Source organism: Streptomyces sp. NPDC059080 (genome assembly GCF_042739975.1).
Taxonomy (GTDB): domain Bacteria; phylum Actinomycetota; class Actinomycetes; order Streptomycetales; family Streptomycetaceae; genus Streptomyces; species Streptomyces benahoarensis.
Genome location: NZ_JBHYGX010000008.1, coordinates 137,961 through 163,082, shown reverse-complemented (window position 1 = coordinate 163,082; position 25,122 = coordinate 137,961). Strand labels below are relative to the sequence as shown.

At 69.7% G+C, this 25,122-nt stretch carries 23 protein-coding genes and 3 pseudogenes; 6 read left to right on the top strand and 20 right to left on the bottom strand.

Annotated elements, in window-relative coordinates:
• Positions 1-12: 12 nt before the first annotated feature.
• From ACFWWQ_RS09295 to ACFWWQ_RS09255, 9 genes are all read right to left on the bottom strand, one after another.
• Positions 13-774 (bottom strand): SDR family NAD(P)-dependent oxidoreductase, encoded by a 762-nt coding sequence (locus tag ACFWWQ_RS09295; RefSeq protein WP_384592619.1) that lies wholly within the window; start codon positions 772-774, stop codon positions 13-15.
• Positions 771-1,751 carry a beta-ketoacyl-ACP synthase III gene (locus ACFWWQ_RS09290; RefSeq protein WP_384592616.1) on the bottom strand — a complete coding sequence of 327 codons (981 nt, stop codon included), beginning with the start codon at positions 1,749-1,751 and terminating at the stop codon, positions 771-773. Before ACFWWQ_RS09290 ends, ACFWWQ_RS09295 begins: the two co-directional genes overlap by 4 nt.
• 12 nt (positions 1,752-1,763) lie before the next feature.
• Positions 1,764-2,018, bottom strand: coding sequence for an acyl carrier protein (locus tag ACFWWQ_RS09285; RefSeq protein WP_384592613.1), 255 nt, complete (start codon positions 2,016-2,018; stop codon positions 1,764-1,766).
• A 263-nt stretch (positions 2,019-2,281) separates the two neighbouring features.
• On the bottom strand, positions 2,282-3,250 hold the full coding sequence (locus ACFWWQ_RS09280) for a zinc-binding dehydrogenase (protein WP_384592610.1): 969 nt from the start codon (positions 3,248-3,250) through the stop codon (positions 2,282-2,284).
• Between the two features lie 2 nt (positions 3,251-3,252).
• The gene (locus tag ACFWWQ_RS09275; protein WP_384592607.1) at positions 3,253-4,290 is read right to left on the bottom strand and encodes a 3-oxoacyl-ACP synthase III family protein; all 1,038 of its coding nucleotides are present in this window, start codon (positions 4,288-4,290) and stop codon (positions 3,253-3,255) included.
• 355 nt (positions 4,291-4,645) lie between these two features.
• Positions 4,646-5,494, bottom strand: coding sequence for a hypothetical protein (locus ACFWWQ_RS09270; protein WP_384592604.1), 849 nt, complete (start codon positions 5,492-5,494; stop codon positions 4,646-4,648).
• A complete protein-coding gene (locus ACFWWQ_RS09265) occupies positions 5,491-6,120 on the bottom strand; it encodes a hypothetical protein (RefSeq protein ID WP_384592601.1) in 630 nt (209 codons plus the stop codon). The genes ACFWWQ_RS09270 and ACFWWQ_RS09265 overlap by 4 nt, the downstream gene beginning before the upstream one ends.
• A gap of 49 nt (positions 6,121-6,169) precedes the next feature.
• Positions 6,170-6,958: an AfsA-related hotdog domain-containing protein gene (locus ACFWWQ_RS09260; protein ID WP_384592598.1), complete on the bottom strand. Its 789-nt coding sequence runs from the start codon at positions 6,956-6,958 to the stop codon at positions 6,170-6,172.
• Between the two features lie 262 nt (positions 6,959-7,220).
• Positions 7,221-8,066, bottom strand: coding sequence for an HAD family hydrolase (locus ACFWWQ_RS09255; RefSeq protein WP_384592825.1), 846 nt, complete (start codon positions 8,064-8,066; stop codon positions 7,221-7,223).
• A gap of 362 nt (positions 8,067-8,428) precedes the next feature.
• Between ACFWWQ_RS09255 and ACFWWQ_RS09250 the strand changes: the two genes are divergently transcribed.
• The 3 genes from ACFWWQ_RS09250 to ACFWWQ_RS09240 all read left to right on the top strand — a co-directional run bounded on the left by ACFWWQ_RS09250 (position 8,429) and on the right by ACFWWQ_RS09240 (position 10,803).
• The gene (locus ACFWWQ_RS09250) at positions 8,429-9,310 is read left to right on the top strand and encodes a universal stress protein (protein WP_384592595.1); all 882 of its coding nucleotides are present in this window, start codon (positions 8,429-8,431) and stop codon (positions 9,308-9,310) included.
• Between the two features lie 193 nt (positions 9,311-9,503).
• Complete coding sequence (locus tag ACFWWQ_RS09245) at positions 9,504-9,776, top strand: DUF1918 domain-containing protein (protein ID WP_384592592.1); 273 nt, start codon at positions 9,504-9,506, stop codon at positions 9,774-9,776.
• 328 nt (positions 9,777-10,104) lie between these two features.
• Positions 10,105-10,803 carry a helix-turn-helix domain-containing protein gene (locus ACFWWQ_RS09240; protein ID WP_384592589.1) on the top strand — a complete coding sequence of 233 codons (699 nt, stop codon included), beginning with the start codon at positions 10,105-10,107 and terminating at the stop codon, positions 10,801-10,803.
• Here the strand turns inward: ACFWWQ_RS09240 and ACFWWQ_RS09235 are convergent.
• The 7 genes and pseudogenes from ACFWWQ_RS09235 to ACFWWQ_RS09205 all read right to left on the bottom strand — a co-directional run bounded on the left by ACFWWQ_RS09235 (position 10,742) and on the right by ACFWWQ_RS09205 (position 17,295).
• Positions 10,742-10,981 carry a hypothetical protein gene (locus tag ACFWWQ_RS09235; RefSeq protein ID WP_384592822.1) on the bottom strand — a complete coding sequence of 80 codons (240 nt, stop codon included), beginning with the start codon at positions 10,979-10,981 and terminating at the stop codon, positions 10,742-10,744. The genes ACFWWQ_RS09240 and ACFWWQ_RS09235 overlap by 62 nt on opposite strands.
• 56 nt (positions 10,982-11,037) lie before the next feature.
• Positions 11,038-12,786 carry an enoyl-CoA hydratase-related protein gene (locus ACFWWQ_RS09230; protein WP_384592586.1) on the bottom strand — a complete coding sequence of 583 codons (1,749 nt, stop codon included), beginning with the start codon at positions 12,784-12,786 and terminating at the stop codon, positions 11,038-11,040.
• 166 nt (positions 12,787-12,952) lie between these two features.
• Positions 12,953-13,624 (bottom strand): hydrolase, encoded by a 672-nt coding sequence (locus tag ACFWWQ_RS09225; RefSeq protein WP_384592583.1) that lies wholly within the window; start codon positions 13,622-13,624, stop codon positions 12,953-12,955.
• A gap of 50 nt (positions 13,625-13,674) precedes the next feature.
• Positions 13,675-14,529 (bottom strand): NAD(P)-dependent oxidoreductase, encoded by an 855-nt coding sequence (locus ACFWWQ_RS09220; RefSeq protein WP_384592580.1) that lies wholly within the window; start codon positions 14,527-14,529, stop codon positions 13,675-13,677.
• A gap of 133 nt (positions 14,530-14,662) precedes the next feature.
• On the bottom strand, positions 14,663-15,331 hold the full coding sequence (locus tag ACFWWQ_RS09215; protein WP_384592577.1) for a DJ-1/PfpI family protein: 669 nt from the start codon (positions 15,329-15,331) through the stop codon (positions 14,663-14,665).
• A gap of 65 nt (positions 15,332-15,396) precedes the next feature.
• Positions 15,397-16,243 (bottom strand): annotated as a pseudogene (locus ACFWWQ_RS09210) (GlxA family transcriptional regulator); the annotation flags it as partial.
• Positions 16,244-16,593: 350 nt separating this feature from the next.
• Positions 16,594-17,295, bottom strand: coding sequence for a metal-dependent hydrolase (locus tag ACFWWQ_RS09205; protein WP_384592574.1), 702 nt, complete (start codon positions 17,293-17,295; stop codon positions 16,594-16,596).
• A gap of 519 nt (positions 17,296-17,814) precedes the next feature.
• On the opposite strand from ACFWWQ_RS09205, the pseudogene ACFWWQ_RS09200 reads away from it, so the two are divergent.
• Positions 17,815-18,027: pseudogene (locus ACFWWQ_RS09200) on the top strand (NADP-dependent oxidoreductase); the annotation flags it as partial.
• A gap of 184 nt (positions 18,028-18,211) precedes the next feature.
• Here ACFWWQ_RS09200 and ACFWWQ_RS09195 read toward each other — a convergent pair.
• Both ACFWWQ_RS09195 and ACFWWQ_RS09190 read right to left on the bottom strand, forming a co-directional pair.
• A complete protein-coding gene (locus ACFWWQ_RS09195) occupies positions 18,212-18,385 on the bottom strand; it encodes a hypothetical protein (protein ID WP_384592571.1) in 174 nt (57 codons plus the stop codon).
• Positions 18,386-18,416: 31 nt separating this feature from the next.
• The gene (locus tag ACFWWQ_RS09190) at positions 18,417-19,514 is read right to left on the bottom strand and encodes an SAM-dependent methyltransferase (protein ID WP_384592568.1); all 1,098 of its coding nucleotides are present in this window, start codon (positions 19,512-19,514) and stop codon (positions 18,417-18,419) included.
• Between the two features lie 787 nt (positions 19,515-20,301).
• On the opposite strand from ACFWWQ_RS09190, the gene ACFWWQ_RS09185 reads away from it, so the two are divergent.
• Positions 20,302-21,684, top strand: coding sequence for a M20/M25/M40 family metallo-hydrolase (locus ACFWWQ_RS09185; RefSeq protein ID WP_384592566.1), 1,383 nt, complete (start codon positions 20,302-20,304; stop codon positions 21,682-21,684).
• 159 nt (positions 21,685-21,843) lie between these two features.
• Here ACFWWQ_RS09185 and ACFWWQ_RS09180 read toward each other — a convergent pair whose 3' ends face one another.
• On the bottom strand, positions 21,844-22,548 hold the full coding sequence (locus ACFWWQ_RS09180; protein WP_384592563.1) for a hypothetical protein: 705 nt from the start codon (positions 22,546-22,548) through the stop codon (positions 21,844-21,846).
• 606 nt (positions 22,549-23,154) lie between these two features.
• On the opposite strand from ACFWWQ_RS09180, the gene ACFWWQ_RS09175 reads away from it, so the two are divergent.
• Complete coding sequence (locus ACFWWQ_RS09175) at positions 23,155-24,360, top strand: glycosyltransferase (protein ID WP_384592560.1); 1,206 nt, start codon at positions 23,155-23,157, stop codon at positions 24,358-24,360.
• 180 nt (positions 24,361-24,540) lie between these two features.
• Here ACFWWQ_RS09175 and ACFWWQ_RS09170 read toward each other — a convergent pair.
• Positions 24,541-24,780: pseudogene (locus tag ACFWWQ_RS09170) on the bottom strand (transposase family protein); the annotation flags it as partial.
• Positions 24,781-25,122: the final 342 nt, after the last annotated feature.

Below are 25,122 nucleotides of genomic sequence, written 5' to 3'. Positions count from 1 at the left end.
CAGGACGGTGCTTCAGCACGGAGCCATGCGGATGGCTCCGTCGAGACGGATGGTTTCGCCGTTCAGCATGGGGTTCGCCACGATGTGCAGCGCCAGCTCCGCGTACTCACTCGGGTCGCCGAGCCGGGCGGGATGCGGAGTCCGGGAGCCGAGCTCGGCGCGGGCCGCCGCGGGTACGGCCGCGAGCATCGGGGTGTGGAACAGCCCGGGAGCGATGGTGACCACGCGGATCTTCAGGGCGGCGAGATCGCGGGCGACGGGCAGTGTCAGGCCGACGATGCCGCCCTTGGAGGCGGCGTAGGCGGCCTGGCCCATCAGGCCGTCGAAGGCGGCGATGGAGGCGGTGTTGACCACGACGCCGCGCTCGCCGTCCACGTCGTCGGCCTGGCCCACGCGCTGGGCGAAGAGCCGGATGACGTTGAACGTGCCGATCAGGTTGACCCGGATGACGTCGGTGAATTCCGCCAGCGGGAACGCGCCGCGACTGCCCACGGTCTTGATGGCGTTGCTGACGCCGGCGCAGTTCACGACGGTGCGCAGCGTGCCCAGTTCCTGCGCGACGTCGAGCGCGGCGCCGACGTCCTCTTCGCTGCTGACGTCGGCGGCGACGAAGACGGCTCCGCTGCCGAGCCGTTCGGCGGCGGCCCGGCCCTTGGCGCGCGTCGGACTCACGAGGACGACGCGGGCGCCGGCCGCAAGGAATCTCTCCGCGGTGGCCAGACCGAGACCGGAGGTGCCACCGGTGACCAGCGCGACGCTGCCCGAGATGTTCACCTCTCACCCCGGCTGACGGGCAGCTCGTCCACGCCGTGCACCGCCGGGCTCTTCCAGGTGATGATCCCGGCGCCCCAGGAGAGCCCCGCGCCGAACGCCGTGAGCCCCAGCACGGCACCGGGGCGCAGCAGTCGCTGTTCGTTCGCGTGCGCGAGGGCCAGCGGTATGGAGGCGGAGGAGGTGTTGGCAACCTTGTCGACGTTGAGGAACACCCGGTCGGCGGAGACACCGAGCCGACGCCTGACGGCCTGGATGATACGGACGTTGGCCTGGTGGGCGACGAAGAGATCGAGGTCGTCCGGGCCGAGGCCGCACTCTTCGAGCACCAGCTGTGTGTGCCCGGCCATCAGGTCCACGGCGTTTTCGAAGATCTCCCGCCCGCGCATGCGCAGCAACCGGTCCTGCCCCACGTAGAGGAGTCCGATCTGCGTGCCGTCGGAGCCGAGCGTGAAGGAGGGGCGCAGGCTGCCGCTCGCCTTCGACACGACGACCGCGCCCGCTCCGTCTCCGAGCAGCACCGCGGTGTTGCGGTCGGTGTGGTCGGTGATGCGGGAAAGCGCCTCGGCGCCGCAGACGAGGACATGCTCGGACCGTCCCGATTCGATCACTGCGATCGCGTGGTCCAGTGCGTACAGGAACCCGGAGCAGCCCGCGCTGACATCGAAGGCGGCCGGCCGGTCGATGCCCAGCCGGGTCGCGACCTCGACGGCCATCCCCGGGCTGATCCGGTCGGCCGTGGAGGTGGCCACGACCACATGCCGGATGTCGCGCGGGGCGATGCCCGCGTCCGACAGTGCCCGTGCGCAGGCGTCCGTGGCCAGCTCCGCGAGGCTCGCGTCCGCGGCCAGCCGGCGGCGTTCCCGGATGCCGGTGCGCTGGACGATCCACTCGTCGGAGGTGTCGAGGTGAACGAAGTCGTCGTTGCGCAGAACCCGCTCGGGCAGCGCCGCTCCGGCACCGGCAAGTGTGACGGTCATGGCTACCTTGTCCTAGAGGCCGGCTTTCCCGTAAATGGCATTCAGCGCCTCCCTGAGGCTCTGGGTCTCCTCCAGGTCCGCAGCGTGCACGTGGATGTCGAATTCCCTGTTGACCGCCTGCCCCAGCTCGGTCACATGAAGCGAGTCCACCCCCAAGTCGTCGAACGACGCGTCAAGTGTGATCTGCTCCCGATCGATGCCGAGTTTCTCCAGCACATCGACGACGAATCCTTCGACGGCTTCCTTGGTGGGAGAGGGAACTGCCATGAAAAGTCACGCTCCTTGAGTGTGGATTCGATGGCCGGCGTGGATTTCGAAGGTGAAGCTATACCGGTGAATAATTGACCGTCAAGCCCTGCCCGCGGCGCATTGAGTGATCTTTTATCGCATGCTGAACAACCCGTTCCCGAAGGGAAAAGGCGTCATGTGAATGCGTGAGCGGCGGTGCCGTGATTTCTGTGCAAGGTGCCGCGATTTCTGTGCAACGAGTGGGCCGTCCTCCCTTCAGTCGGCTTTCCGGACCATCCGTCTCATGAGGCGAAGACGACTTTCCCGAAGACCGAACCGTCGGACATGGCCCGGAAGCCCTCGGGGGCCCGGGACAGCGGCAGCACACGGTCGATGACCGGGGCGAGCCGGTTCCGCGCACAGAAGCGGGAGAGCCGCGCCAGCTGGTCCAGGGTGCCGAGAGTGCAGCCGGCGATGGTCAGTTGGCGGAAGAAGACGTGTGTCAGCCCCGCGGGCGGCAACGCTCCGGTGGTCGCGCCGCTGACCACGATGCGACCACCGTCACGGACGCTGCGCAACGAGTGCTCCCAGGTGGCCTCGCCCACCGTCTCCATCACGGCGTCGACCCGTTCCGGCAGCCGCGCGCCGGGCGGAAAGGCGGCCTCTGCGCCAAGGGCCTCGGCCTGTTTGCGGCGCCCCGCGCTGCGGCTCGTCACCCAGACGCGGTACCCGGCGGCCGACCCCAGGACGATCAGGGCGGTCGAGACCCCGCCGCCCGCGCCCTGGACCAGGACGGTACCGCCGGGCTCCAGCGCTGCCCGGTCGAAGAGCATGCGGTAAGCCGTCAGCCAGGCCCCGGGAAGACACGCGGCGTCCTCGAAGGACATGCCCGCAGGCATGGGCACGAGGTTGCGCCGGGGAACGGCCACCCGTTCCGCGAACGTTCCGTCGTGCCGCTCGCCGAGCACGGACCAGTGCGGGCCGGAATCCTCCTCCCCACGGCGGTTCGCACGGTCCCCGATGACCGAGTGGACGATGACGGGGTTGCCGTCCTCGTCCACTCCGGCCGCGTCCGAGCCCAGAATGATCGGTATGCGCTGGAACGGCGGGCCGACGCCGCGCAACGTCCACAGGTCGTGCCGGTTCAGAGCGGATGCGCGGACCGACACGGTCGTCCAGCCGTCGACGGCCGTGGGCTCGGCCCGTTCGCCGACATCCAGGCAGCCGAGCGGGTCTCCGGCGTCGGTACCCACGGCCGACACGGCGAGCATGCTCACTCCCGCCCGTCGTACCGGAAGCAGGCCGAACCCCACAGGAAACCGGCGCCGATCCCGGACATGATGAGGTGGTCGCCGTGCCGGACACCGTGCTCCATGGTTTCGTGCAGCACCGTGAACATGCTGGCCGCGGCCGTGTTGCCGAACCGGCCGACGGTCGTGGGCGCGCGTTCGGCGGGCACCCCGAGACTCTGCATCGCCTCGTTGATGATGTTGAGGTTCGCCTGGTGCAGCAGGAAGTACCGCACCTCGTCCAGTTCGACCCCTGCGCGCAGCGCCGTCTGCCGGATACTGTCCGGCAACCGGCCGGTGGCCATGTTCCACACGGATTTGCCCAGCATCTTCAAGTACTGGCCACGGCCGTCGGCGGTCGCCTGGCTGGTGGGCAGGCGGGAGCCGCCCGCGGGTATCTCCACGTCGTAGGAGAGCTCGTCACCGGTGTCCCAGGACAGCAGCCCGAAGCCGGGGGCCCCCGGGCCGAGCAGCACGGCCCCGGCGGCGTCACCGAGGAAGACGCGGGTCCCGCGGTCCTGCGGGTCCGTGGCACGCGATCCGGCGTCGGCGCCGATGACCAGGACGCGGGAGTAGGAGTCGTTCTGCAGGAGGTGGGCGGCGACGAGCAGCGCGTATATCCCACCGGCGCAGGCTGCCTGGGTGAGATCGAGCGGAATGGCGCGGTGCGCGCCCAGCGCCTGTTTGACCATCAGGGCGGTGGACGGCAGCGGCTGGTCCGGGGTGAAGGTCGTCAGGACGATGGCGTCCAGCTCGGCCGGGTCGACGCCGCCGCGGGACAGCGCCTGCCGGGCCGCCTCGGTGCTCATGTCCGAGGTGGCCATGCCGGCTTCCAGGAAGCGCCGCTCTTTGATGCCGGTACGAGAGGTGATCCAGGCGTCGGACGTGTCGAGCGTCCGGGTCAGCTCCTCGTTGGTCACCACACGTGGCGGCACATAGAGCCCGGTCGAACGAATGCCGACGGGGCGTTTGAGTCCCGCCGCGGCATTCAACGGCCGGGAGGCCGGGGCTTCGTCGGGCATATCTCGTGTTGCCGGAATCAAGCCGTGCGGCATGGTGGAACTCCGATCTGTGAGATGGGTGGCGAGGCAGCGAAAGGGCCGTCTTGTTTCCATGGCGGGAACCAGGGGAATTCCGATGCGTTCGGACAGCTGCGACGGCTGCCGGAGGGGGCTTCGTGCCGTCCTGGCATCGGTGCGGTGCGTCATTGCCGCGGCTCGCGCGCGGCAGGGGAACCGGAACCCCCGGGCAGCCGTACGGGACCGACGGCTCCGCGCCCGGGGGTCGGCGCGCGGCACATGCATGCGGGGTGCAGAGTGTCCGATGTGCCGGGAGCCAGGTGGGGAAACCCGTATCGGGGGTGCTTCCGGTCCGTCGTCAGGCGTGGGTGACGAATTCGCCGAACCCCGGCCCGGGAAGCCGCAGTTGGGCGTGGATGTCCGAGCCCAGGCCGTGGTGTCCCACGGCGCCGCCGTAGTTCATCTGGTAACTCATCCAGAGCACGACGAAGTTGACGATCCGGTTCCCGGCCGCCGCGGAGTCGGGCGCAGGGAAGGGGTGGGGGAGCCTGGCGTGGTAACTGCCGTTGCCCTCCTCGTCGGCCACGAAGACGTTGGGGACGCCGAACGGACTGGGATGCGACGGGCCGTCCGGATCGAGATCACGGCGCCGGATGGCCATGACGGTGTAGAGGCTGTTCGGGATGAGCCCGTGGAACTCACCGCGGAAGTCCGCCGCGGTGTCCTGTTCCGCCAGCGCCACGGTCAGGTTTCCGCTCGCCTTGATCCACTGCCCCAGCGTCACCGGTTCGGTCACCTTGGGGCCGTCCTCGGGCTGGAGGTCCGGGATGGGAACCTGGTGGAACGGGTAGCTCGGGCGCACCACGGTGAACGGGTCGGGCTGCTGCTCCGGGGCCATCACGGCCGTGTAGTTCGAGCACGGCAGCGGAAGCGGCAAGGTACAGAGGACCATCTCCCTGTCTTTCGCGGAGAGTTCGGGTGGCAGCTCCCGGATGATCCGGTACGGCGCGTTCTCGCCGAAGGGCGGGAGGACACTGTCGGCGGCGACGAGCGCGCTTCCCCACTCGGTCTTCACCTCGCCGCCGGGGAGGGCCCGGTTGATCCCGCCGATCACCACGAAGTGTCCGTCACTGTTCATGACTTCGCTCGGTGGGTAGAGCGGGCCCTGGGTCGTCATGCTCAGCTCGTACGACCGGGAACGCGTCATCGCGCGCCCTCCCCGCCGGACACCCGACGGTAGATCCGGGTGTAGAGCCCCTCGTCGGTGACGAACCGGGGATGCGCCTGCCGGGCGATCTCCGCGTAGCGCTCCGAGGCGAATGTCGGAAGGTACTCCTGCGGCGGGCAGGAGAACCCCGAGACGAACATGACTCCGGGCTCCGTGCTCAGCAGGGAGTGGTACGCGAGGAACGTCTCGATCCGCTCGGATGTGAGGACCTCGGCGAAGATGGTCCCCTGCCGCCAGGACAGGTACTCCTCGTACACCGGAGGCTTGACCTCGACGTGGCGCAGTTGGATGTACGGCGTGTCCGGCAGCTCATCGGCCGCGGGCTTCGGCGCTCCCACGAACTCCAGCACCTGGCGGCGGACATCGCCCGTGGACAGCGGGGCCAGCGCTCTGCGCAGGTCACGCCAGCGGTCGGTCAGGGCGGCGAGGTCGGCGAGTCCGGCCAAGGGGGTCAGCTCCAGGACGGCAGGTGCCTCCGTGCTCTCGTAGAGCACGCTGCCGCGGCCCGCGGCGGCGGGCGTACGGTCCTGCCAGACGGCGAGCGCCTCCTGGGAAGCTTCTCGCTCGACGGGTACCTCTGTCACCAGAAGCAGCGGGGAAGTCATCGCACGTGTTCCCTTCCACGGCAAGAGATTGCTGGTTGCGTCCGCCGGTTCACTCGGCGACCGCGAGCTCGGGTGGCGCGGGGACACGCTTGAGCGCGTGCCGCACGGCCCGCTCGGCACCCCGGCGCTCCTTGCGCGCCATCACCGCACTGGGCAGCGCCGTACCTGTCATGCGCACGGTGGCGGCGTGCAGGGCGGCCTGCCCGAACGTGACCTCGATGTCGAAGACCAGCAGATCGGGATCGCTCAGGTCCGCCTGCAGGACCTCGCCATCGATCGTGGCCTCCAACGGGAACAGAAAGTTGCGGAAACTGGTCTCCAGACGGTCGAACACATGGCTGTAGCGGCGTTCCGGCCAGCGGCAGGTGTGGTAGCGCTCGCACACCGCGACGTACATCTGCCGCGCGGCTTCGAGCACGACCATGCCCTGCACATGGCTCGCCTGGTGATCAAGCTGCATCTCTTGATCGTTGTGGAGCCGCAGGGAGGCGCGGAAGGACGTCTCGGAACGCCGGGTCAGCCCCGCGATGAGCACATTGCTCTCGCGGTGTTTGTGCGTCTCGGTGTGACTGCCGGGCCGCCCCCGTGGGCTTCGTTCGATCACGGTGCGCCCGCGCGGGCCGCAGCGTGTCAACTCCTCCTGGATGCGGTCCCAGTCGTATGCGGTGACCCCCTGCCCCTCGGCGAGGACCAGGGTGTTGCTGTCGGCCGCGCTCCGGTACACGCCGGTCCGCAGCCGGTCGATGAACCGGGAGACGGTAACGGCCGATGTCTGGTCGGCAAATGCGTCGAAACGGTCGCCGACGATGAATAACGTGGTCGTTTTGCTTTCTGGCATGCGAGAATTCCATTCATCACATGACTGGCAGGCGTCATCACCCATGCGCCCTTGCATGGTGTGCGCCACTGAATTCCGGGAGAGGTCGCAAGGGTGCTCCGGCGGCACCAGCGAGGCCCGACTCCAGCCTGCCCCCGACAGGAAGTCATGGGCGGCGAAGGTGTATGCCCCTCATGGGGCGGTGCGTGATATCCGCGTCTTGGTCGCTCTTCTCCCCCTTTTCGTGAAGGGGGTTTGGTCGGGCTTCATGAAGGGGGTTTGCTCAGGCGTCTGATCTCCCGAATTCGTTCAGTCCGTCCCGTCGCCCGCCGGTCGTCGGCAGAATGCTCCCGCCTTGACTTCGGACGTATCCGCACAGAACCGGGTCGTCGCCGATGACCACCGGGTTCCCCACCGAGGACAGCATGTCGAGATCGCTGGAGTGATCCCCGTACGCCCAGCAGTCCGCTGCCGAGAGGCCGAACTCCTCGATCGCCTGGGCGACGGCGACGGCCTTGGCCTTGCCGATCATCGCCGTTCCGACCTCGCCGGTGAACGTTCCGTCGGCGATCAGCGGATCCGAGCACAGCGTCAGGTCCACTGCGAAGTCGTCGGCGAGCGGTCTCAGACACGCCGCGAAGCCGCCCGAGACCAGTACGATGCGGTCACCCGCGGCCTGGTGACGAACGAGTGCGCGGGCGGTCGCCGTGACGAATGCGTCCGGCCCTCTTCGATAAGCGGCGTACCAGTCCCGGCCGGCATCGATGAGCCCGGCGGCCGGAACGCCCGCGAAGTTCGTGTAGTAGGCACGGTTGCCCTCCTCGCGGGGCACCCGTTCGGCCAGCTTCCGTAGCGCGTCGGCTCTTTGCCGGTACAGAGTGCCGTCGTCCCCGTTCCGTGCCAGCCAGTAGCGCAGGAATTCAAACATGCTTTTTGCCGTGATGAGCGTCTCGTCAACATCGAAGAATGCCGCCGACCGCCGACTTTCTCCCCCCTGGCGCCGTCCCTTCTCGGCGCCCTTCCGATGTTTGAATTCCGGTGATAATCCAGATCCGTCACTCACAGCGCTTTCCTCCGTCCGGCGACGCGAATCCGCTGGGGCCGGAATGAATCCCCTTGAGGAATGCATCACCGCAGTGCGATGTCGTGCCCCTTCAGTCTCAGGCATCCCAGGAGCCGACGCAGCTTACGTTTCGGCCAGCTTCAAAAGTCGGGGCCGCGCCACGTACCACCGGCCGTCGGTGTCTTCGCCGCCCCCACACACGACAGCGAAGGCCAGAAGCCGATGGCGGCCGGCCGGCCGGGCCGGGTGGCGCACCTGGGGGCCGAGCGACCCATACCGGCGCGGGCGTCGGCCGGGAGATGCTCAAGGTGGCCGTCGTAGCGGAAGGAACCCGGCACGCCGTTCCGGACGGACACGCCGTTCCGGACGGACAGGGGTTCAAGGGCGTGTGAGCCTGGGCAGCACCCGAGTGTCTCCAGGAGGCGGGCATGAAACGTCCCGTGGCCGCGGGGGTGAACGGAGCAGCGGCCGGTCTCGCAGCCGCGGACTGGGCCGCCCGCGAAGCGCTGCTGAGGGACGTGCCGCTGTGGCTCGTGCACGCCTGGGAATGGCAGCCCTACGCCTACGCCCCGCCGGAGGGACCGGAGGCCGCACGTCGGTGGTCGGAGGGCGTGCCACACGAGGTCACCGACCGCTTGCGGCGACGCCACCCGGGGCTGGAGATCACGGCGGAACGTGTCATCGGACCGCCGCCGGAGGTGCTGTGCGGTGCGGCCACGGACGCCGAACTGCTGGTGATCGGCACCGCCGGTGTGAGCGGGGCCGCGGGTTTTCTGCTCGGCTCTGTCGGCATGGCCACCGTCGCCCACGCGGAACGTCCCGTCGTGCTCGTCCGGGCCGGCGACCGGGAAGAGCAGTCGCCACCGGCTGCGGCCGACGACCTCGGTACCGTGGTCCTCGGACTGGACCTCAGCCGGCCCTGCGACGAAGCGGTCCGCTTCGCCTTCGAGGCCGCGGCGCTGCGCACCGCCCCGCTGCTCGCGGTTCACGGCGGGACCCTGCTCCCGCACCACCGGTACGGCGGGGGACCCGGTGCCAGCCCGGCTGGCCACGGGCCCGTGGGGGAGAGAGCAGCGATGGACGAGATGCTCGGACCCTGGCGGGAGCGGTACCCGGCGGTGGACGTCACCGAGCAGGCGCTCGTCGGGCGACCGGCGCAGTGCCTGCTGGAAGCCTCGGCGCACGCCGCGCTCCTCGTCATCGGCAGACACCGCCGTACACGGTGGCCGCACGTGCCGCACATCGGGCACGTCGCCCATGCCGTCCTCCACCACAGCCCGGCTCCGGTGGCCGTGGTACCCGACCTGTAGGGCATGTCCTCCCGGTCTTCGTGGGCCGTGACGCACCCGGGCGCCCCGGACACATGTCTGCGCCCGGGGCGGCGCCGAATGGTCCCGATACAGGACTGTTCGGCCCCTGCCGGAGTGGCCGACAGGGCGGCAGGGTGGAGGGGCCGGTCACGGAAGCACGGGCGGCCGGCGCGCAACCCGGGAGGAGACAGCCATGGCCGGACCCCGGACGGAACACCTCCTCGACGAGCCCCGCGCGGGCGTGTGGGCACGCGTAGGCGACCGGCTGATCGTGGGCGGTGCCACCGTCGGAGACGAAGGGCGTGACGGCGAGATCGTCGGACTGCACCACGCCGATGGCACCCCGCCCTACGACGTCCGCTGGTCGGACACGGACCGGGTCACCCTGGTGTTCCCAGGGCCGGACGCGCATGTCCAGCACACCCCGCCGACCGGGAGGAAGTCCGCCGCGCCACGGCGGCGGTGACCCCCGCGGTCGTACGCGCCCGGCACCACGGACCGGTCCGTACGGTCGGGTCCGGACACGAGGGCCGAACGGCGCCGTGGCGTGCCCGATCCGTGGTGGTGGGCGGCCGACGGCTCCGACGCGAGCCCGGCGGCCGCGGAGCGGGCCGTCGACGAAGCCGTACGACGCGGGACGGGACGCCCTGCTCCTGGCCCTCGGGGGCCCGTGGGCGAGAGGCGCCGGCCGGGTCTGTTGCGCGGCTCCGTCAGTCTCCTCGTGGCCGGCTGTGCCCCCTGCCCGCTCGCCGTCGCCCCCAACGGCGCTCGGCCACCACCGAAGGAGACCTCTGATGAGCACAGCGGCCCACCGGCACCACATGACCGACCTCGGCCGTCGGGTTGAGGCCAGGCGCGCCCGGCTCGGACTGTCCCGGGAGGAGGTGGCCGCGCGGGCCGGGGCCACGCCCGGCTACGTCGCCGACCTTGAGGAACGCGTGTGCACGCCCAGAGTGGAATTCCTGGTCCGGATCGCGAACGCCCTGGAGACGACCGTCCAGGATCTCACCGGGTACACCGCGGACCTGCCGGTCGGCGGATCCGCGGCGGGCGGCCACGCGCGGATGGTCGAGATCGACGAGACAGGGTGCTGGGAGCTCCTCGATGACCACGGCATCGGCCGAGTCGCCGTCACCGGCCGGAACGGGACGGAGATCTTCCCCGTGAACTACCGGGTCGTGGAGGGCGAGATCGCCTTCCTGACCGCGACGGACTCGCCGCTCGCGCAGGCCGCGGTCTCCGGCGCCGAGATCGCCTTCGAGGAGGACCGGCTGGACGAAGCCTTCAGCCAGGGCTGGAGCGTCCTGCTCGTCGGCGATGTACGGACGGGGAGGGACCGGGCCGCGACCGAGAAGCTCCGCGACGCCGCGCACTCGGCTCCCTGGGCCGGGGGCGGGCAGGACCAGCTCGTGATGCTCGCCCCGCACCGGGTCACCGGTCGGCGCGTCCTGGTGGAGGGAGCGCCCGGCACGCCGACCGGACGCGAGCCCTGAGACGTACGCGCCTCGCCCACCGCGCGGCGGGCGCGCCGAGGACGGCACGGCGGATCCCCGCCGCGATCTCGGCGTCATCACGGAGGAACACCTTGAGCAGGCCGCTCCGGCTGACGACGCCTTCCAGCATGCCGACGTCGTTCACGACGGGCAGCCGTTTCCCCCCCCCCCGAGCCATGAACCGCGCCGCCTCGGGGAGCGTCGCGTCAGGGTGGACGGTCACGGCCGGGGCCCTCACCGGCCGACCGGTGGCCGGTCGCACGCCGCATCGCGCGGGACGCCCCGGAGCGCGGCGTCCCGCAGATGCGCCGGGGTGCACCGCGGCCGTCGTTTGCGGACGAAATCCCCGCGCAGCGAGTGATAGGGGGCGTCGGGGTCGAAGAAGGTCCGGCGCATGTGCGCCAGCTCCTCCGCGCGGTAGGCGGACAGCGGCTTGACGGCCTCGTCCCGTTCCCGTACCGCCTTCTTGGCCTCGACGCGCCGCTGGACCGCCGACGAGGTGGCGATACGCGAGGCGAGGCGGGCGGCCTCGGCACCGAAGTCCTCCGGTGCGCACGTGACGACGCGGTCCACCAGCCCGAGGCCGAGTGCCTTGGCCGCCGTCACCGGCAGCGCGCGCCGCATGAGGCGTGCGGCCTGTCCGGGGCCGACTCTACGGGGCAAGGTGTACGTCCAGTACTCGGAGCCGTACAGGCCCATCAGGCGGTAGTGCGGGTTGAGCAGGGCCCCGCCGCGGCACCACACCTCGTCCGCCGCCAGCGCCAGCATCGCCCCACCCGCCGCGGCGTTGCCGCCGAGAGCGGCGACGACCAGCCGGTCGGTGGTGGTCAGGACGGCCTCCACCAGATCGTCCATGGCGTTGATGTTCGCCCAGGACTCCTCGGCGGGGTCGGCGGCGGCCTCGATCACGTTCAGATGGATGCCGTTGGAGAAGAAGTCCCGGCCCCCGCCGAGCACCAGGACACGGGTCGGCCGGGAGCAGGCGGAGCGGTACGCCGCGAGCAGCCGCGCGCACCGGTCGGTGCTCATTGCGCCGCCGGGGAAGGAGAAGTGCAGGAAGCCGACCGGGCCGTCCTCCCGGTAGCGGATGTCCGTCCAGGTCCGCCGGTGGTCGGGGCACCGGAGCGGGACGGGGACCTCCGGCACGGGCGGCAGACGCTTCCCGAGCGCGAGGGTGGCCGGCAGTTTGAAGGTGGCCGGGCCGCCCTTTGGCCGCCGGGGCCGCAGCTCGGGGATCCACACCGCGCCGTCCACCGTCGCCCGGCAGATCGCGCCCGCCCGGGTGGCCAGGATCTCGCCCGGGCGGCCACGCAGCGTGTCTTCGGCGCAGCCGCCGTGCAGGTACCACTCGGCGCCCCCGAGCACGTCCAGCACACCCGGTTGTGAGTCCGCCGTCCGCAGTGTGCGCAGGACGGTTTCGCCGGTGTCCGACGCCCAGTCGATGCGCCGCAGGCTCTGGTCGAAGTAGGGCCGCGCGCACCGGGTACCGTCCGGACCGTCTGCGCGCTGGGGCCGCGGCAGGTAGCGCCCCGAGGCGAACCGCCGGACCGCGAGAAGCACCGCTTCCACGGCGGCGTCGCCGATCTCCCCCCGGTACAGATCGCTCTTGCCGCGAGGCGGCAGCGCACAGGGCACGGAGGCCCATACGTCCCCGGCGTCCATCTCCGCGCCGGCCTGCAACACCGTCACACCCCACTCGCGGGCGCCCTCGTGGATCGCCCAGTCCAGCGACGACGGGCCCCGGTCGCCCACCGGGCCCGGATGGACGACGAGGCACGGATACGCGGACCAGATGTCCCGCGGAATCACGGTGGTGAGCATCGGCGCGATGATCACCTCGGGTGCGTGCCGGCGCACGGCGTCCCGCAAGGATTCCTCGCCCAGCGCCAGCTCCACCGCCACGGAGTGGCCGTCTTCACCCAGCTCGGCGAAGACGCGCTGCGTGAGACTGTTGACCGCACTCGCGATCAGCAGGATGTGCACCGTTACCTCCCGGCCGCCGGGCCCGCGCCGATGCCGGTCCGGCTGCTGCGATGATCACCGAGACGGTCACGGCGGGCGTTGAGCCTCGCCCGGTGGGTCACCTGACCGGAGCTGGACGGCGAGGGCCTGGTGCGGGGCCACCACGAGGCGACCAGCTCGGGGCCGCTTACCGGAAGAGCGTGCCGGTCTTCTCGCCGATGGCCTGTTTGCGGCGGAAGTAGTCGTTGATGACGGTGCGGTAGAGGTCGGCGTCGGGGCGGGCCCAGTTGCGCATGAGTTCGCAGCCGAACGCGAGTGAGGTGATCGGCTGGGCGCCGGCCTGCGTCATCCGTTCGATCGCGGTGGCGTGCGTGACCGGGGAGACGCCACCGACGGCGTCGATGACCGGGTAGACCTCGAAGCCCTCGCGGAGCATGTCCAGGGCGGGGAACGTGAGGCAGACCTCGGTCCACAGCCCGGCCATGACGATCTTCCTGCGGCCGGTCGCCCGGATGGCGGCGCGGAAGTCGGCGTCCTCCCAGGAGTTGACCCCGGTGCGGTCGATCTCCGGAACCTCGGGCAGCTCCGCGGTGATCACGGGGACCGTGGCCTGATTGACGCCCATCCCCACGGCGACGGTGCTCAGCACGGTCGGGATCTCGTAGGCACGAGCCAGCTTGGCCAGGGTGACGGCGCCGAGGTCGATCTCCTCGCGGCTCGCCGAGCCCACGGTGGCGTACTGGCCCTCCTGGTAGTCGATGAAGACCACGGTGCAGTTGTCCGGCGTGAGCAGGTGGTCGGCGGCCGGGTCCCGAACCGGCTCGGGGGCCGTTTTGCTGTGGGCGGCATCGGCGGTCATGGCGTGTTCCCTTTCGGCGTCTGGATCGGTGCGGAGGTGCTGTGGGTGGCTCAGGGGCGGAACCCCTCGCGGGCGGTGGTCTTCCGGGTCAGGTCCACGAAGTCCGGTTCGAAGCCCTTGACCGCGGTGACGGCGTTCCACAGCCGTCCGGCGGCGGCGTGGGAGATCGGCAGCTGCCGGGCCGGGTCGGGGACGGCGGCGAGCAGGGTGTCATCGTCTTCCGCCGAACGGCGCAGCGGGCGCGGGTTGGTGGTGTCCCGGGCGCGGGCGACGACGGCGGCCATGGGCCCGAGCGCCATCAGGTCCAGTGCGGTGTCGTAGTCCTGGCCCAGGTGGTCGGCAAGGTCCAGGGCCTCGCGGATGCCGGCCTCGGCCGCCATGACGGCGACGTTGGTGATCAGCTTGTAGGCCACACCGGACCCCACCTCACCGACCCGCCGCACCTTCCCCAGCGTCTCAAGAACCGGGCGCGCCTGCTCGAAGGCGTCCGGTGCCGCGCCGACCAGGAAGGTGATGCCGCGCTCACGCGCGTACTTCACCCCGCCGACGATCGGCGCGTCCAGGACGGTCACCCCGGCGGGGGCGGCGGCGACCGCCGCGTTCAGGAGCTCGGGCGTGGTGGTGGAGCAGACCAGGACCAGGGAGCCCGGCGAGGCTCCGGCGAGGATGCCGTCGGGGCCGAGGTAGGCGGCGGGGATGTCGTCCGACATCACCAGGCCGAGGGTCAGCTGCGCGCCGCGGGCCGCTTCGGCCGCGGTGGCGTGGACGGTGGCGCCGGTGGTGGCGGCGTGCTCCCGCTTGGCGGGGTCGGTGTCGCTGACACGGACCTCGTGGCCGGCGGCGACGAGGTGGGGGGCCATCTGCTCTCCCATGTCCCCGAAGCCGATGATCGCTACCGTGGTCATTGCTTCCTTCCAGTGTGTCCGTGGGCAGACAGGGGTGGTGCGGGCGCCGTGAGTGCCGCCTGGATGACCGATTCCACGGGGCCAGTGGCCACAGGCGGTCAGCGGCCGTGGGGCGTTTTGTTCAGTGACGTCGTTATGTCAGATTGTTGCGGTGAGCGCGAGTAGGCGCTGCACGACGCGGGCGACGACGCCGCTGGGCGTGCGTAGGGACGACGCCGCCGGGCGTGCGTAGGGACGACGCCGCCGGGATCCGCTCCCGACGACGGGAGAAGGACCGAAGCCACCCCGAGCCCGACTCCCGGGTTCGGGCAACCACGATTGCCGACGCGATCGGGCACCGAGGGCAGCACACCCGCCGCCCTTGCGGCGATCTCGGGACGCCCTGCGCGCGCTCCCCGCCGACCAGGGCACCCCCGGGACGCTGCCATGGGACCGGATGCCAGTGCGAGGTGGCGCGTCGGCCCTTGAGCAGCCCGGCCGCCCCGAGCAGCAGCGATCCCGTGCAGACCGAAGTCGTCCAGGTGCTGGTGGCGCTGGCGGTGCGCAGCCAGCCGAGGAGCGTCTCGTTCGCCATCTGGTCGGTCTGGCCGGGGCCACCGGGCACCACCACGATGCCGGGGGCCGGCACCTCATCGAGCGCCTTGTCCGCGACGAACGTGAGGCTGCCCATGTCATTGGGCACCGGACCAGGACGCTCGGCGACGAAGACGGTCTCCGCCCCGGGGGCGCGGCAGAGCATCTCGTACGGACCGACCGCATCCAGTGCGGTGAAGCCCTCGAAGAGGACGATCGCGATCTGCATGGTCTTCCCTTCTGCGCAGGAGAGTTCAGAGGACGAGTGATGAGTCCGGGTCCTGGGAGTTCGGGCTATGGGCGGAAGCGCCGGCGGTATTCGGCCGGTGCGGTGCCCAGCGCTTTGACGAAGACGCGGCGCATGGCCTCCGGGGTGCCGTATCCGCAGGCGCGGGAGATCTGCTCCACGCTGTCGGCCGTCTCCTCAAGGAATCGGCGGGCCTGTTCCAGGCGTGCGCGCTCCACGTACCGGCCGGGCGTCACCCCCGTCTCCGCTCGGAAGGCCCGCGCGAAATGCCGGGGGGAGAGGCAGGCACGCTCCGCGAGGCGTCCGACCGACAGATCTGCCTCCGGGTGCTCGGTGATCCATTGCTGGAGCTCCCGCAGCGGCTCTCGACGGGCCGTCTGGACGGCCGGCTGGGCGCTGAACTGCGCCTGGTTTCCCGGGCGTCTGAGAAAGACGACCAGGTAGCGCGCGATGGTGAGTGCGATGTCCCTGCCGTGGTCCTCCTCGACCAGGGCGAGCGCGAGATCGATGCCGGCGGTGACGCCGGCAGAGGTGGCGATCCTTCCGTCCCGCACGAAGACCGGGTCCGGCTCGACGTCCACCTTCGGGTACTCCTCGGCCATCTGCTTGCACAGCGCCCAGTGCGTCGTCGCCCGGCGGCCGTCGAGCAGCCCGGCCTCGGCCAGCAGCAGTGCACCGCTGCACACCGACACGATGCGCTCCGCCCGCCGGGCGTGCTCCCGTAACCAGTCGACCAGTCGACCAGTCGACCAGCCGGGGGCCGGGGCAGTGGGCGCCCTCGCCGCCCGGGACGAGCAGGGTGTGCGGCGTCTCGGCGTCGGACAGTGCGCAGTTCGGGGTGAGCCGCAGCCCGCTCGAAGTGCGGACGGGCATGCCGTCGAGCGAGGCGGTGCGGTGCCGCCGGGAGCAGCAGCCGGGCCCTGCCGTGGCCGCTGTCCACCACTGCCGCCGGGCCCGCGCGGGTGACGGATGTCCGTGCCGGTCGTGGCGCCCAGGGTGTGGGCGCAGTAGGCGTACCTGCTGTTCCCCGCGTGCACGGAGAAGGCAGTCACCGCGGGGAACAGCATGACGTTCGACAGACCGTGCGCGACATCGAAGTGCGCGTCGACCGGGCGGCTCATCCCCCTTGCCGACGGCCCCAGCCCTCATCGCCGACGCCGCAGGAGAACCAAGGGAACGCCGAGCCCCTTCGACGCCACCTGCGCTAGAGAAGAACTGACCCGCAGAATTTCTGACGCATCACACTAGCTGAAGGGGTGCGGCGACAGTGCCGTGAACCACAGCAGGACGACGGTGGCGATCCCCATGATCGGGGTCAGTATCTCTGTCTCCAGCTTGTTGCCGCTGTGCTGGATGATGACGATCTCGTAGCGGTTCTTCAGCGGCCAGAGCCACGGCGCGCCCTGTTTGGTGATGGAGTCGCCGAGCAGGTGGGCCAGGCAGCCCAGGCCGACGGCGTACGGCAGCCAACCGGGGGCCGAGGGGATGAACTTGGCGATCACGGCGGTGCCGATCCCGGCCATGGCGACGATCGTGCCCCAGGCGGAGAAGCCGTGTCCGGGCGGGCAGAGGTTGAGCGCCCGGACCGCCAGGGCCAGGAGGAAGAAGGTCATGCCGAGCGTGAACGGCCTGCCCAGGTACGTCACTCCGGCCCAGGTGCCCACAGTCATCAGGGCCACGAAGAACAGCGAGTGCGTGGCGTGGCGGTGGCCGCCGGAGATCCAGGCCACGAAGCGGCACAGGTTCTTGGACACCGGGCCGAGGAAGTTGGCGATGGTGCCGTCATGGTGGTCCAGGTCCGGCAGCAGCGCGGCACCGGCGCAGAGCACCGTGCCCATCAAGATCTCCTCCGGCGCCAGATGAGCGTGCATCACCATCGGCGGCAGAAAGGGTGTGGTGCCTGCGAAGAGCAGCGCGCCGCTCATCGCGTGCGAATGGCCCATCATGGTGCGTTCGTCCTCCCCGTCCGGCGTGCACGGTGACACGCCCTCAACAACGGCGGAGACGCTACCAGCGTGGACGCCCTGGAAGATCGGCGGAGGGGCACCCTGAGCAGCGGAACGCCCCGCCCGAAGAGGGCCGTCGACGCGGTGATGTCGGTTGCAGCGCAGCTCCGCAGCTCCGCCACTCGCTGCACACCACTGCTCGCCGAACTCGGCCTCGTCGCGCCGGCACCGCTACGAGCAGCCGTGCGTACGCGCGCCCCCCGGTGAGCTGTGCCGGCTCCGCGACGGCCTCCGGCTGCTGCCGACCTTCGGCCAGCCGACTCTCCCGAACCGTCGTCGATCTTGAGGGCTACGACAAGATGGTCGACAACAGGTCTACGACAAGACGGTCGGCAACAGCTCTACGACAAGATGGTCGACTACACAGACCGACTCTTTCCTGCCTGGGACGAGTGACGCCGTGAGCCCGGTGCTCGACTCGCGCACGCCGGCGACTCGTAACAGCCCGACCGGCCCCTGTCCCGGATGCCCCGGGCGCTGTCGTTCGAGGAGGCGGCCGGGCACTCCTCCGTGGTGGAGACCGCGCTGCGCGTCATCCGCGAGGTCGGTGCGCGGTCCGGGCAGACGCTGCTGGTCAGCGGCGCGTCCGGGGGTGTCGAGTCGGCGGTGTTGCAGATCGCCCGCGATCGCGGCATCACGGTGATCGGCACGGCCGGTGCCGCGAACCAGGACGCGGCACACATCAACAGCCGAGCCGACCGCACGGGGCGCGTGTACGATCCCGCGCTGGCGAAGTTGGCGGAGGCACGCCGATCAGGTATGGAGCATCCCGCGCATGAAACGGCCTGCTGAAACCCTTCACCACGGCCAGGTCACACTGCGGCGCTTGCGAAATGAGCGATGCCGAGAGCCTGCATCACTTGCCGATGACGGCGTGGGTGACGTGAATGTTGAGGTATACCGCGGCGGCCTGTGGCGTATCGGGTCGGACAGCGGTGCGGACCGCGCAGTGGGTCGGGTCCATGATCGCGTGCCGCAGGCTCTGCTGCGGGGCTCCTGACTGTTTGCCAGGGAACGTGGAGCTGGACATATCACGATCCTTTTCGTCGTATTGGTTGCGGTCAGGGGGACGTGCTGTCGTCCCGCCCCTTGGCTGCGCCGGGGGGAGTATCGGTGATGCCTGTGTCTGCTTCGGTGTCCTTCATCGCCATGCGAATCGCGCCTGCATCGCCTGACAGCAGCGCCGCGCGCTCCTCTTGGTTCAGGCCGACTGCTTGGTCGACTGCCGACTGCGGGTCGCTCATGTGAGCACTGAGCTTGGATGGGTCGCAGGCCAAGTCCGCCAGATAGGCGGCCAGTGCGCTGGGAACGCGGGTGGGCAGATAGCGGTCGAGGTGCGCTGGGGTGTGGGTCTCGTTGGACTGCGGGCGGTGCGACGAGTTCTCGCCGAGCCCGAGGCGTTGGGCCATGGCCTGGTCGTCATCCGCCGCGGCGAGCGGCGGAACGTACAGGGTGCTGACGCCGGTCAAGTACTCGTCGCGGAGGCCGCGCAGTGCGAGCGTTCGGATGGTCGGGCCACACACCGCGTACTGAGCCGCTGAGTAGTGGGTGACCTGGTGGTCCGGTGGATAGAACTTCTCCAGGTATTCGACGAGTACGTGACGGTTGTTGTCGTTGTCGAATCCACCGAAGCGGAAGCCCGGGTCCCCCACGCACGCCACCTGCCAGACCACCACATGGGAATCGGTCAACAGGGTCCGGCGGCGCAACAGCAGATCGGTGGCCTCGACCTCCTGGCACCCCATCGTCCCTGGGTCCACGCCGAGGTCGGCGAAGAGGCAGTCCAGTGCCGACACGCCGGGCAGCATCATGGCCGGAACACCCTCAGCGCGCAGCACTCTGATCGCTTCATGCGGCGGGTAGGCGAACACACCCGGGTGCCCGTAGAACACCGCGCAGACCGTCAGGCCCTCACGCACCGGCTCGACCAGCGCATGCACCATCTGCTCGTAGGTCTCGGACCGCGGCTTGTCGTTGCCGTACAACGTGTACAGGTCCTGGGAAGACCTGCTGTGCTCCCGGACCCACGCCTCCGTCACCGGATCGGAAACGCAGTACGCGACAAGGTCGGCCTGCTCGATCCACCCCACGGCTTCGTTGGTCACGTGGCCGACACCTTTGATGCCCGTCCCGACCACAACCAACGCCCCTGCTGACATGCGGCGCCCTCCGCGCTTGGCCCGCCCCTGCTGCCTCCGCTTGAGATACCTGGGAGAAGCGGGAACGTGCATATACAGGTTGAGGGAAGCAACCTTGGTTGCTGGCTTATTCTCAATTCTTTCGAAAATGGCTCCTTTCGCAAGCGGAGCCGAGTGTGCAACTCCCGCTTCGAGCGGAGAGCGCACCCTGCGCCTCGGGGCCCTGTCGAAGGGCGATGAAGAAGTTTCGGAAGGGTCGTGGTGTCTGCCGAGCGGGGCAGGTTTGCTCGCAGGACTCTTGGTGGGGCCCGAGAACCGCTTGACCTGGCTACACGTCACCACACCTACGTGACATCGGCATGGGCATACCTGCGGGCCGATCTGTCGGGACCCTGGGCGAGGCCCCGGAGGGACGCGGCAGGTGCAAGAGGCCAGGCAAGGGCACGGTGGTCTTTTCCACCCGTGTCTCCGCACCTGTCAGGGAGGCCGTCGGGGTGCGGATGGTGGTCGAGCAGGCCATCGACGGGACACCACGCTCGGAGTACCGCAAGGGGATATCACTACCGCGGCCGATATCCACGCCGCACAGGTCCATCGATCACCCAGACGCGCCGATCGATTCGTGGCGGAGTGGGGTTCATGATAAACCCTCTACCTGATCAAGTCGGTCGCGGAATCACACGGTTCGCAGATGAAATAAAAACCTGCCGGCCGGTTTTCTGTGCATCCGCATCCGCATCCGCATCCGCATCCGCATCCGCATCCGCATCCGCATCCACTTCCTACTGGATTCATTGCAGGAGAAGATATGAACGAACTGGATCTCCGAGCCCGGGTCAAAAGCATCATGGGTGATCTCACCGCCCATCTCACAGCCCTGGTGAAGATCCCTTCGGTGTACTCGCCCACTGACCTGAAGTCCGTACGCGATGCCGCCGACGCCATTCGGACCCTGCTCCAGGGGTACGGTTTCAAGGACGCACGCCTTATCGAGCTGGGCGACAAGGACGCGCCGCTGGTCTACGCGACCCACACCGCCTCCTCCAAGGCCCCTACCGTGCTGCTGTACGCGCACTACGACGTGGTGCAACCCGACGCGTCCTGGCCGGACGCGTTCAAGCCGTACGTCGACGAGACCACCCACCGCATGCACGGCCGGGGCGCCGCCGATGACAAGTCGGGGGTCGTCATGCATCTTGGCGTCGCCCACGCGTTCAACGGCGACGTTCCGGTGAACCTGAAGATCGTCATGGAGGGCGAGGAGGAATCGGGGCGCGGAACCCTGGAGGAGTACGTCCCGGCACACCGCGACCTGTTCACCGCCGATGTCATCGTCGTTGCCGACACCGGCAACTATCGACTCGGCAAGCCGACCCTCACCACCTCGCTCCGTGGACTGGCAGCGGTGGACGTCACTGTCACCACCCTGGACTCCCCGAAGCACAGCGGTATGTACGGCGGTCCCGCACCCGACGCCTTCGTCGTGCTGGCGCGGATGATCGCCCGGCTGCACGACGCCGCCGGCAACGTCGCCGTCCCGGGACTCGATCACAGCATCTGGAAGGGACACGAGCCCACGGAGGAAGAGTTCCGCACGGATGCCGGGGTGCGGGAGGGGGTGAAGCTGATCGGCACCGATTCGCTGGGCAGCCGGCTGTACGTCAAGCCCTCGATCAATGTGGTGGGTCTCGACGGTCCGCCGCCTTGGGCCAAGCCGATCAATCAGCTCCAGGGAACGGCGAAGGCGCGGATCAGCATGCGGATCGCACCGCAACAGGATCCCAAGACGGCCATCAAACTGCTTGCCGACTACCTGCGGCGTTCCGACGTCAACGAGTGGAACGCCATTGTGGAGGTCGAGCCCGCAGGCACCGGCGAGGGCTTCACGGCGGACACCAGCCAACCCGGTTACAAGTCGGCCGCCGACGCCCTGGAGTACGCGTATCTCGGTGAGAAGACCGCGTTCGCCGGGCAGGGCGGCTCCATTCCCCTGGTCAGCGTGCTTCAGCAGATCAACCCGCAGGCATCGGTGCTGCTGCTGGGCTGCGAAGAACCCCTGTGCCACATCCACGCCTCCCACGAGAGCGTCAGCCTGGATGAGTTGGAGTCGATGACCCTCGCGCAATGCCGGCTCCTGCAACAGCTCGGGAACGCGACGGTCGCGGAACAGACCGGCACCGGCATCATCTGATCACTGACGTCACCGGCATCCCGCCGGCCGCTGGAACGCCGCCCCGCAGACGCTGCCGCCTACGCGAGTGGGCGTCGGCCCAAGCAGGTCGAGCTCGCCAACAGCCCGTGCCGTAACGGACCACCGCCCGCCACGCACGAGTTCGTCGGCGCCTGGGAGTCAGCCAACGGCGGTGTTGTAGTTGACGATTTCCTCCACCATGAGAGCGGCCGCCCCGGCAAGTGGGTTGTCCGCTCCCCTGCTCACCACATCGGGCAACCGGTGTGCCTGCTCCTCGGCGGCTGTGACCATGCCCCAGAACGCATTGAAGCCCGTGGGATCTGACGGCTTTTCGGCGGCCGTCCTGACTGTCATGACGCCGCCCTCCTCGACCACCGCCAGTGCGCCCACCTGCTGCAGCGTTTCGGGATCCCGCTCCTCGGCGGCCACTACGCTCCACCCTGTCGCCCCTATTCGTCGCAATGCGGCGAGAAGGCTGCCGGTACCACCCGTGCCGTTGATGACGATGTCAGGCAGGACAAGAGCCACCGGCCCTTGTGTCATCGGCAAAGCGGACCGGATCGCGCCGTCGAGCCCCGGTTCAAACGCATCATCTTGGTAGACAAAGACCATGTGAAAGATCTCGGCGTAGCGAGCGAGATAACTTACCGTGTCCAGCTTGTGTGCCCTGAACACCACGACCAGGCGCACGTTGAGTCCGCTTTCGGCCAGTTCGACAACAGCCTCCAAGCTGCGGTCGAGCACCGTGACGCCAGGAGCCAGGCAGTGCAGCTCCTTCGAGTAGGGCGCGCTGAAGCGTTTTCCGAATCCGGCGCAGGGCAAGATGATCGAAACATCAGGGAGGGACGCGGGCGATCGGGGCATCGAGTGGCTCTCCGGTGGTGTGGACGGTCGGGAACCAGGCGCGCCTCGCCGGCTACGGGCGGCCCAGGACCGGCGCTGCGACATCGGCCGGAAGGCACGCTGGGCGCTCACCGTAGTCGCTGAGGACGGCTCCATGCGAGACCGGAGCGTTGATCGACGAGATCGTCCGTGAGGAGGATCGGCGGATGCTCGCGGCTTTCCCTGGAACAAGAAATCCGCCTCCACATCGCCGAGTTGGCCCATGACAAGGACGGCGCCAGCCGCCACCGGACCTTCTCGGCGGCCCTGTCACCGACCACCGTCACGCGGCTCACCGAGCAACGGGCCGATCACCTCACGGCTTCCAGGGCCGCGGCCAGGCCGGTGTCGGCCACGTCCGTCTCCGGGCCTACGGTGTTCATCCGCGTATACGCCTGGGCGAGAGCAACGTGTGAGTGGGCCTCAGGCGCCTGGTGTGGGGGACAACCGCTGCGTGCAGCGCCCCGCGACGTACACTGCTGCCCGCTCATCTGCCACGCCGACGCATCGCCGTCAACGGGGACCGTTCGAAGGCTGAGTCGGGCACGGGCTGAGACTCATGGGACGACGAACGGAAGAGGCGGCGGAATGCGGGTGCTGTTGTCGACATACGGGACGCGCGGCGATGTCGCACCGCTGGTGGCACTCGCGGTGCGGCTACGGGAGCTCGGCGTGGAGGTACGGATGTGCGCCCCGCCGGACGAGGAGTTCGCGGAGCGGCTGGCAGGTATCGGTGTGCATCTGGTGCCGGTCGGGCCGCCGGCGCGGACGTTGATGCGCGGGGCGACCCTGCCGTCGGCGGCGGACCTGTCCCGGTACCGGAACGAGCTGGTTGACGCACAGTTCGACCTCCTCCCTGCGGCGGCCGACGGATGTGACGTGCTGGTGGCGGCCGGTCTGGCACAGATAGCCGCGCGGTCCGTGGCCGAGGCTGCGGGCATCCGCTACGTGTACGTGAGCTATGCGGCGATCCACCTGCCGTCGCCGCACCATGCGCCGCCACCGCGGCCGGGCTGGCCGGAGCCGGAGGCGAACGACAACCGGACGCTGTGGGAGCTGGACGCCCACCACGTGAACGCGCAATTCGGCGAGGTACTCAACGGCCACCGGGCATCGCTCGGCCTGCCACCGGTGGACAACGTCCGCGACCACGTCCTGACCGGCCAGCCGTGGCTGGCTGCGGACCCGGTCCTGGGGCCGTGGCGGGAGACCCCGGGCCTCGACGTGATCCAGACGGGCGCGTGGAACCTGCCGGACGAACGCCCGCTCCCGGCCGACGTGGTGGCGTTCCTGGACGCGGGCGCGCCGCCGGTCTATGTGGGCTTCGGCAGCATGCGCCCGTCGCAGGACATCGGCCGCAAGGCCATCGAGGCGATCCGCGCACAGGGGCACCGCGCACTCGTCTCCCGTGGCTGGGCGGACCTGGAACCGGTCGATGACCGGGACGACTGTTTCGCCATCGGCGAGGTCAATCATCAGCGTCTGTTCGGCAGGGTGGCCGCTGTGGTGCACCACGGCGGCGCGGGCACGACGCTGACGGCCGCCCGAGCGGGCGTGCCGCAGGTGGTGGTACCTCTCCAGCTGTCGGACAACCCGTACTGGGCCGGCCGGGTGGCGGACTTGGACACCGGCGCGGCACTCGATGGTCCGACGGCGGCCACCGAGTCCCTGCGCGTCGCGTTCAGGACGGCCCTGCACCCCGGGACCCGGGAGCGGGCGAGGGCTCTGGGTGCCAAGATCCGCACCGATGGAGCGGTGGTGGCCGCGAACCTGCTGCTCGACGCCCTTGGGTGACTGCGTGGGGTCGGTCCGGAAGCCTGCATCGGCGCCCGGAACCGGTTTCACCGACACCTCGGCGCCCCACGGGCTGAGCTCGGGACGCAACAGGTACTCGGTGACGTCGCCGGCGTCGTCGTGCAAGAGAGCCGGCATGCGCACCAGCACCGTGAAGGCGTCGGGTGCGGGGCCGCCGCGGAACCGTCTGCGGGGCTGGAGCACGAGCGAAGGGCCGAGGTGGTCGACGATCCGGTCGGCCGCCGATTTCGACACCCCGGACAACGGAGCCAGTTGGCGCAGGGTGAGGTTCGTGTGCCAGTACGTGGGGACCAGCGGGACCCGGTCCTCCAGCGGCAGCGACCAGGGCCGGCCCTTGCGGACCGGGTCCGCGCCCTCGTTTCGCAGCGCGGTGACCAACTTGCCGAACTGCCGTGGGCTCTGACGCGGTGATCAACCGCCTCCGCGACGACTTCGGGGCCGAGCCCGTATGCCGGGAACTGGACCTGTCGGTCTCGGCATTCAACGCCCGCTGCGGGCGGCCCAAGTCCGCCCGGCACCTGCGCGATGAACGGATCATTGGGCACATGCGCCGCATCCATGTGGCCTCGGGCGAGACCCCGGTAAATTCACCCCTCCCAACAACCTGCACGACCACCCCGGGAGGGGAACCCGGCGCCCACCCGACGCGACAGCCGGTCATCAGCCTGCCCCGCCTCGATACAACCGCACCCCGCACGCACAGAGCCCCCGCCAGTGAACCGACGAGGACTCATGAACGAC

Excerpts from the sequence above, each read along its gene's own strand:
- ACFWWQ_RS09250 (WP_384592595.1), top strand. The coding sequence starts at position 8,429 with ATGAAACGTCCCGTGGCCGCGGGGGTGAACGGAGCAGCGGCCGGTCTC.
- ACFWWQ_RS09175 (WP_384592560.1), top strand. The coding sequence starts at position 23,155 with ATGCGGGTGCTGTTGTCGACATACGGGACGCGCGGCGATGTCGCACCG.
- ACFWWQ_RS09280 (WP_384592610.1), bottom strand. The coding sequence starts at position 3,250 with ATGCTCGCCGTGTCGGCCGTGGGTACCGACGCCGGAGACCCGCTCGGC.
- ACFWWQ_RS09285 (WP_384592613.1), bottom strand. The coding sequence starts at position 2,018 with ATGGCAGTTCCCTCTCCCACCAAGGAAGCCGTCGAAGGATTCGTCGTC.
- ACFWWQ_RS09180 (WP_384592563.1), bottom strand. The coding sequence starts at position 22,548 with ATGCCCCGATCGCCCGCGTCCCTCCCTGATGTTTCGATCATCTTGCCC.
- ACFWWQ_RS09270 (WP_384592604.1), bottom strand. The coding sequence starts at position 5,494 with ATGACGCGTTCCCGGTCGTACGAGCTGAGCATGACGACCCAGGGCCCG.
- ACFWWQ_RS09240 (WP_384592589.1), top strand. The coding sequence starts at position 10,105 with ATGAGCACAGCGGCCCACCGGCACCACATGACCGACCTCGGCCGTCGG.
- ACFWWQ_RS09260 (WP_384592598.1), bottom strand. The coding sequence starts at position 6,958 with ATGCCAGAAAGCAAAACGACCACGTTATTCATCGTCGGCGACCGTTTC.
- ACFWWQ_RS09245 (WP_384592592.1), top strand. The coding sequence starts at position 9,504 with ATGGCCGGACCCCGGACGGAACACCTCCTCGACGAGCCCCGCGCGGGC.
- ACFWWQ_RS09215 (WP_384592577.1), bottom strand. The coding sequence starts at position 15,331 with ATGCAGATCGCGATCGTCCTCTTCGAGGGCTTCACCGCACTGGATGCG.
- ACFWWQ_RS09235 (WP_384592822.1), bottom strand. The coding sequence starts at position 10,981 with ATGGCTCGGGGGGGGGGGAAACGGCTGCCCGTCGTGAACGACGTCGGC.
- ACFWWQ_RS09205 (WP_384592574.1), bottom strand. The coding sequence starts at position 17,295 with ATGATGGGCCATTCGCACGCGATGAGCGGCGCGCTGCTCTTCGCAGGC.
- ACFWWQ_RS09190 (WP_384592568.1), bottom strand. The coding sequence starts at position 19,514 with ATGTCAGCAGGGGCGTTGGTTGTGGTCGGGACGGGCATCAAAGGTGTC.
- ACFWWQ_RS09195 (WP_384592571.1), bottom strand. The coding sequence starts at position 18,385 with ATGTCCAGCTCCACGTTCCCTGGCAAACAGTCAGGAGCCCCGCAGCAG.
- ACFWWQ_RS09255 (WP_384592825.1), bottom strand. The coding sequence starts at position 8,066 with ATGCATTCCTCAAGGGGATTCATTCCGGCCCCAGCGGATTCGCGTCGC.
- ACFWWQ_RS09275 (WP_384592607.1), bottom strand. The coding sequence starts at position 4,290 with ATGCCCGACGAAGCCCCGGCCTCCCGGCCGTTGAATGCCGCGGCGGGA.
- ACFWWQ_RS09220 (WP_384592580.1), bottom strand. The coding sequence starts at position 14,529 with ATGACCACGGTAGCGATCATCGGCTTCGGGGACATGGGAGAGCAGATG.
- ACFWWQ_RS09265 (WP_384592601.1), bottom strand. The coding sequence starts at position 6,120 with ATGACTTCCCCGCTGCTTCTGGTGACAGAGGTACCCGTCGAGCGAGAA.
- ACFWWQ_RS09225 (WP_384592583.1), bottom strand. The coding sequence starts at position 13,624 with ATGACCGCCGATGCCGCCCACAGCAAAACGGCCCCCGAGCCGGTTCGG.
- ACFWWQ_RS09185 (WP_384592566.1), top strand. The coding sequence starts at position 20,302 with ATGAACGAACTGGATCTCCGAGCCCGGGTCAAAAGCATCATGGGTGAT.
- ACFWWQ_RS09290 (WP_384592616.1), bottom strand. The coding sequence starts at position 1,751 with ATGACCGTCACACTTGCCGGTGCCGGAGCGGCGCTGCCCGAGCGGGTT.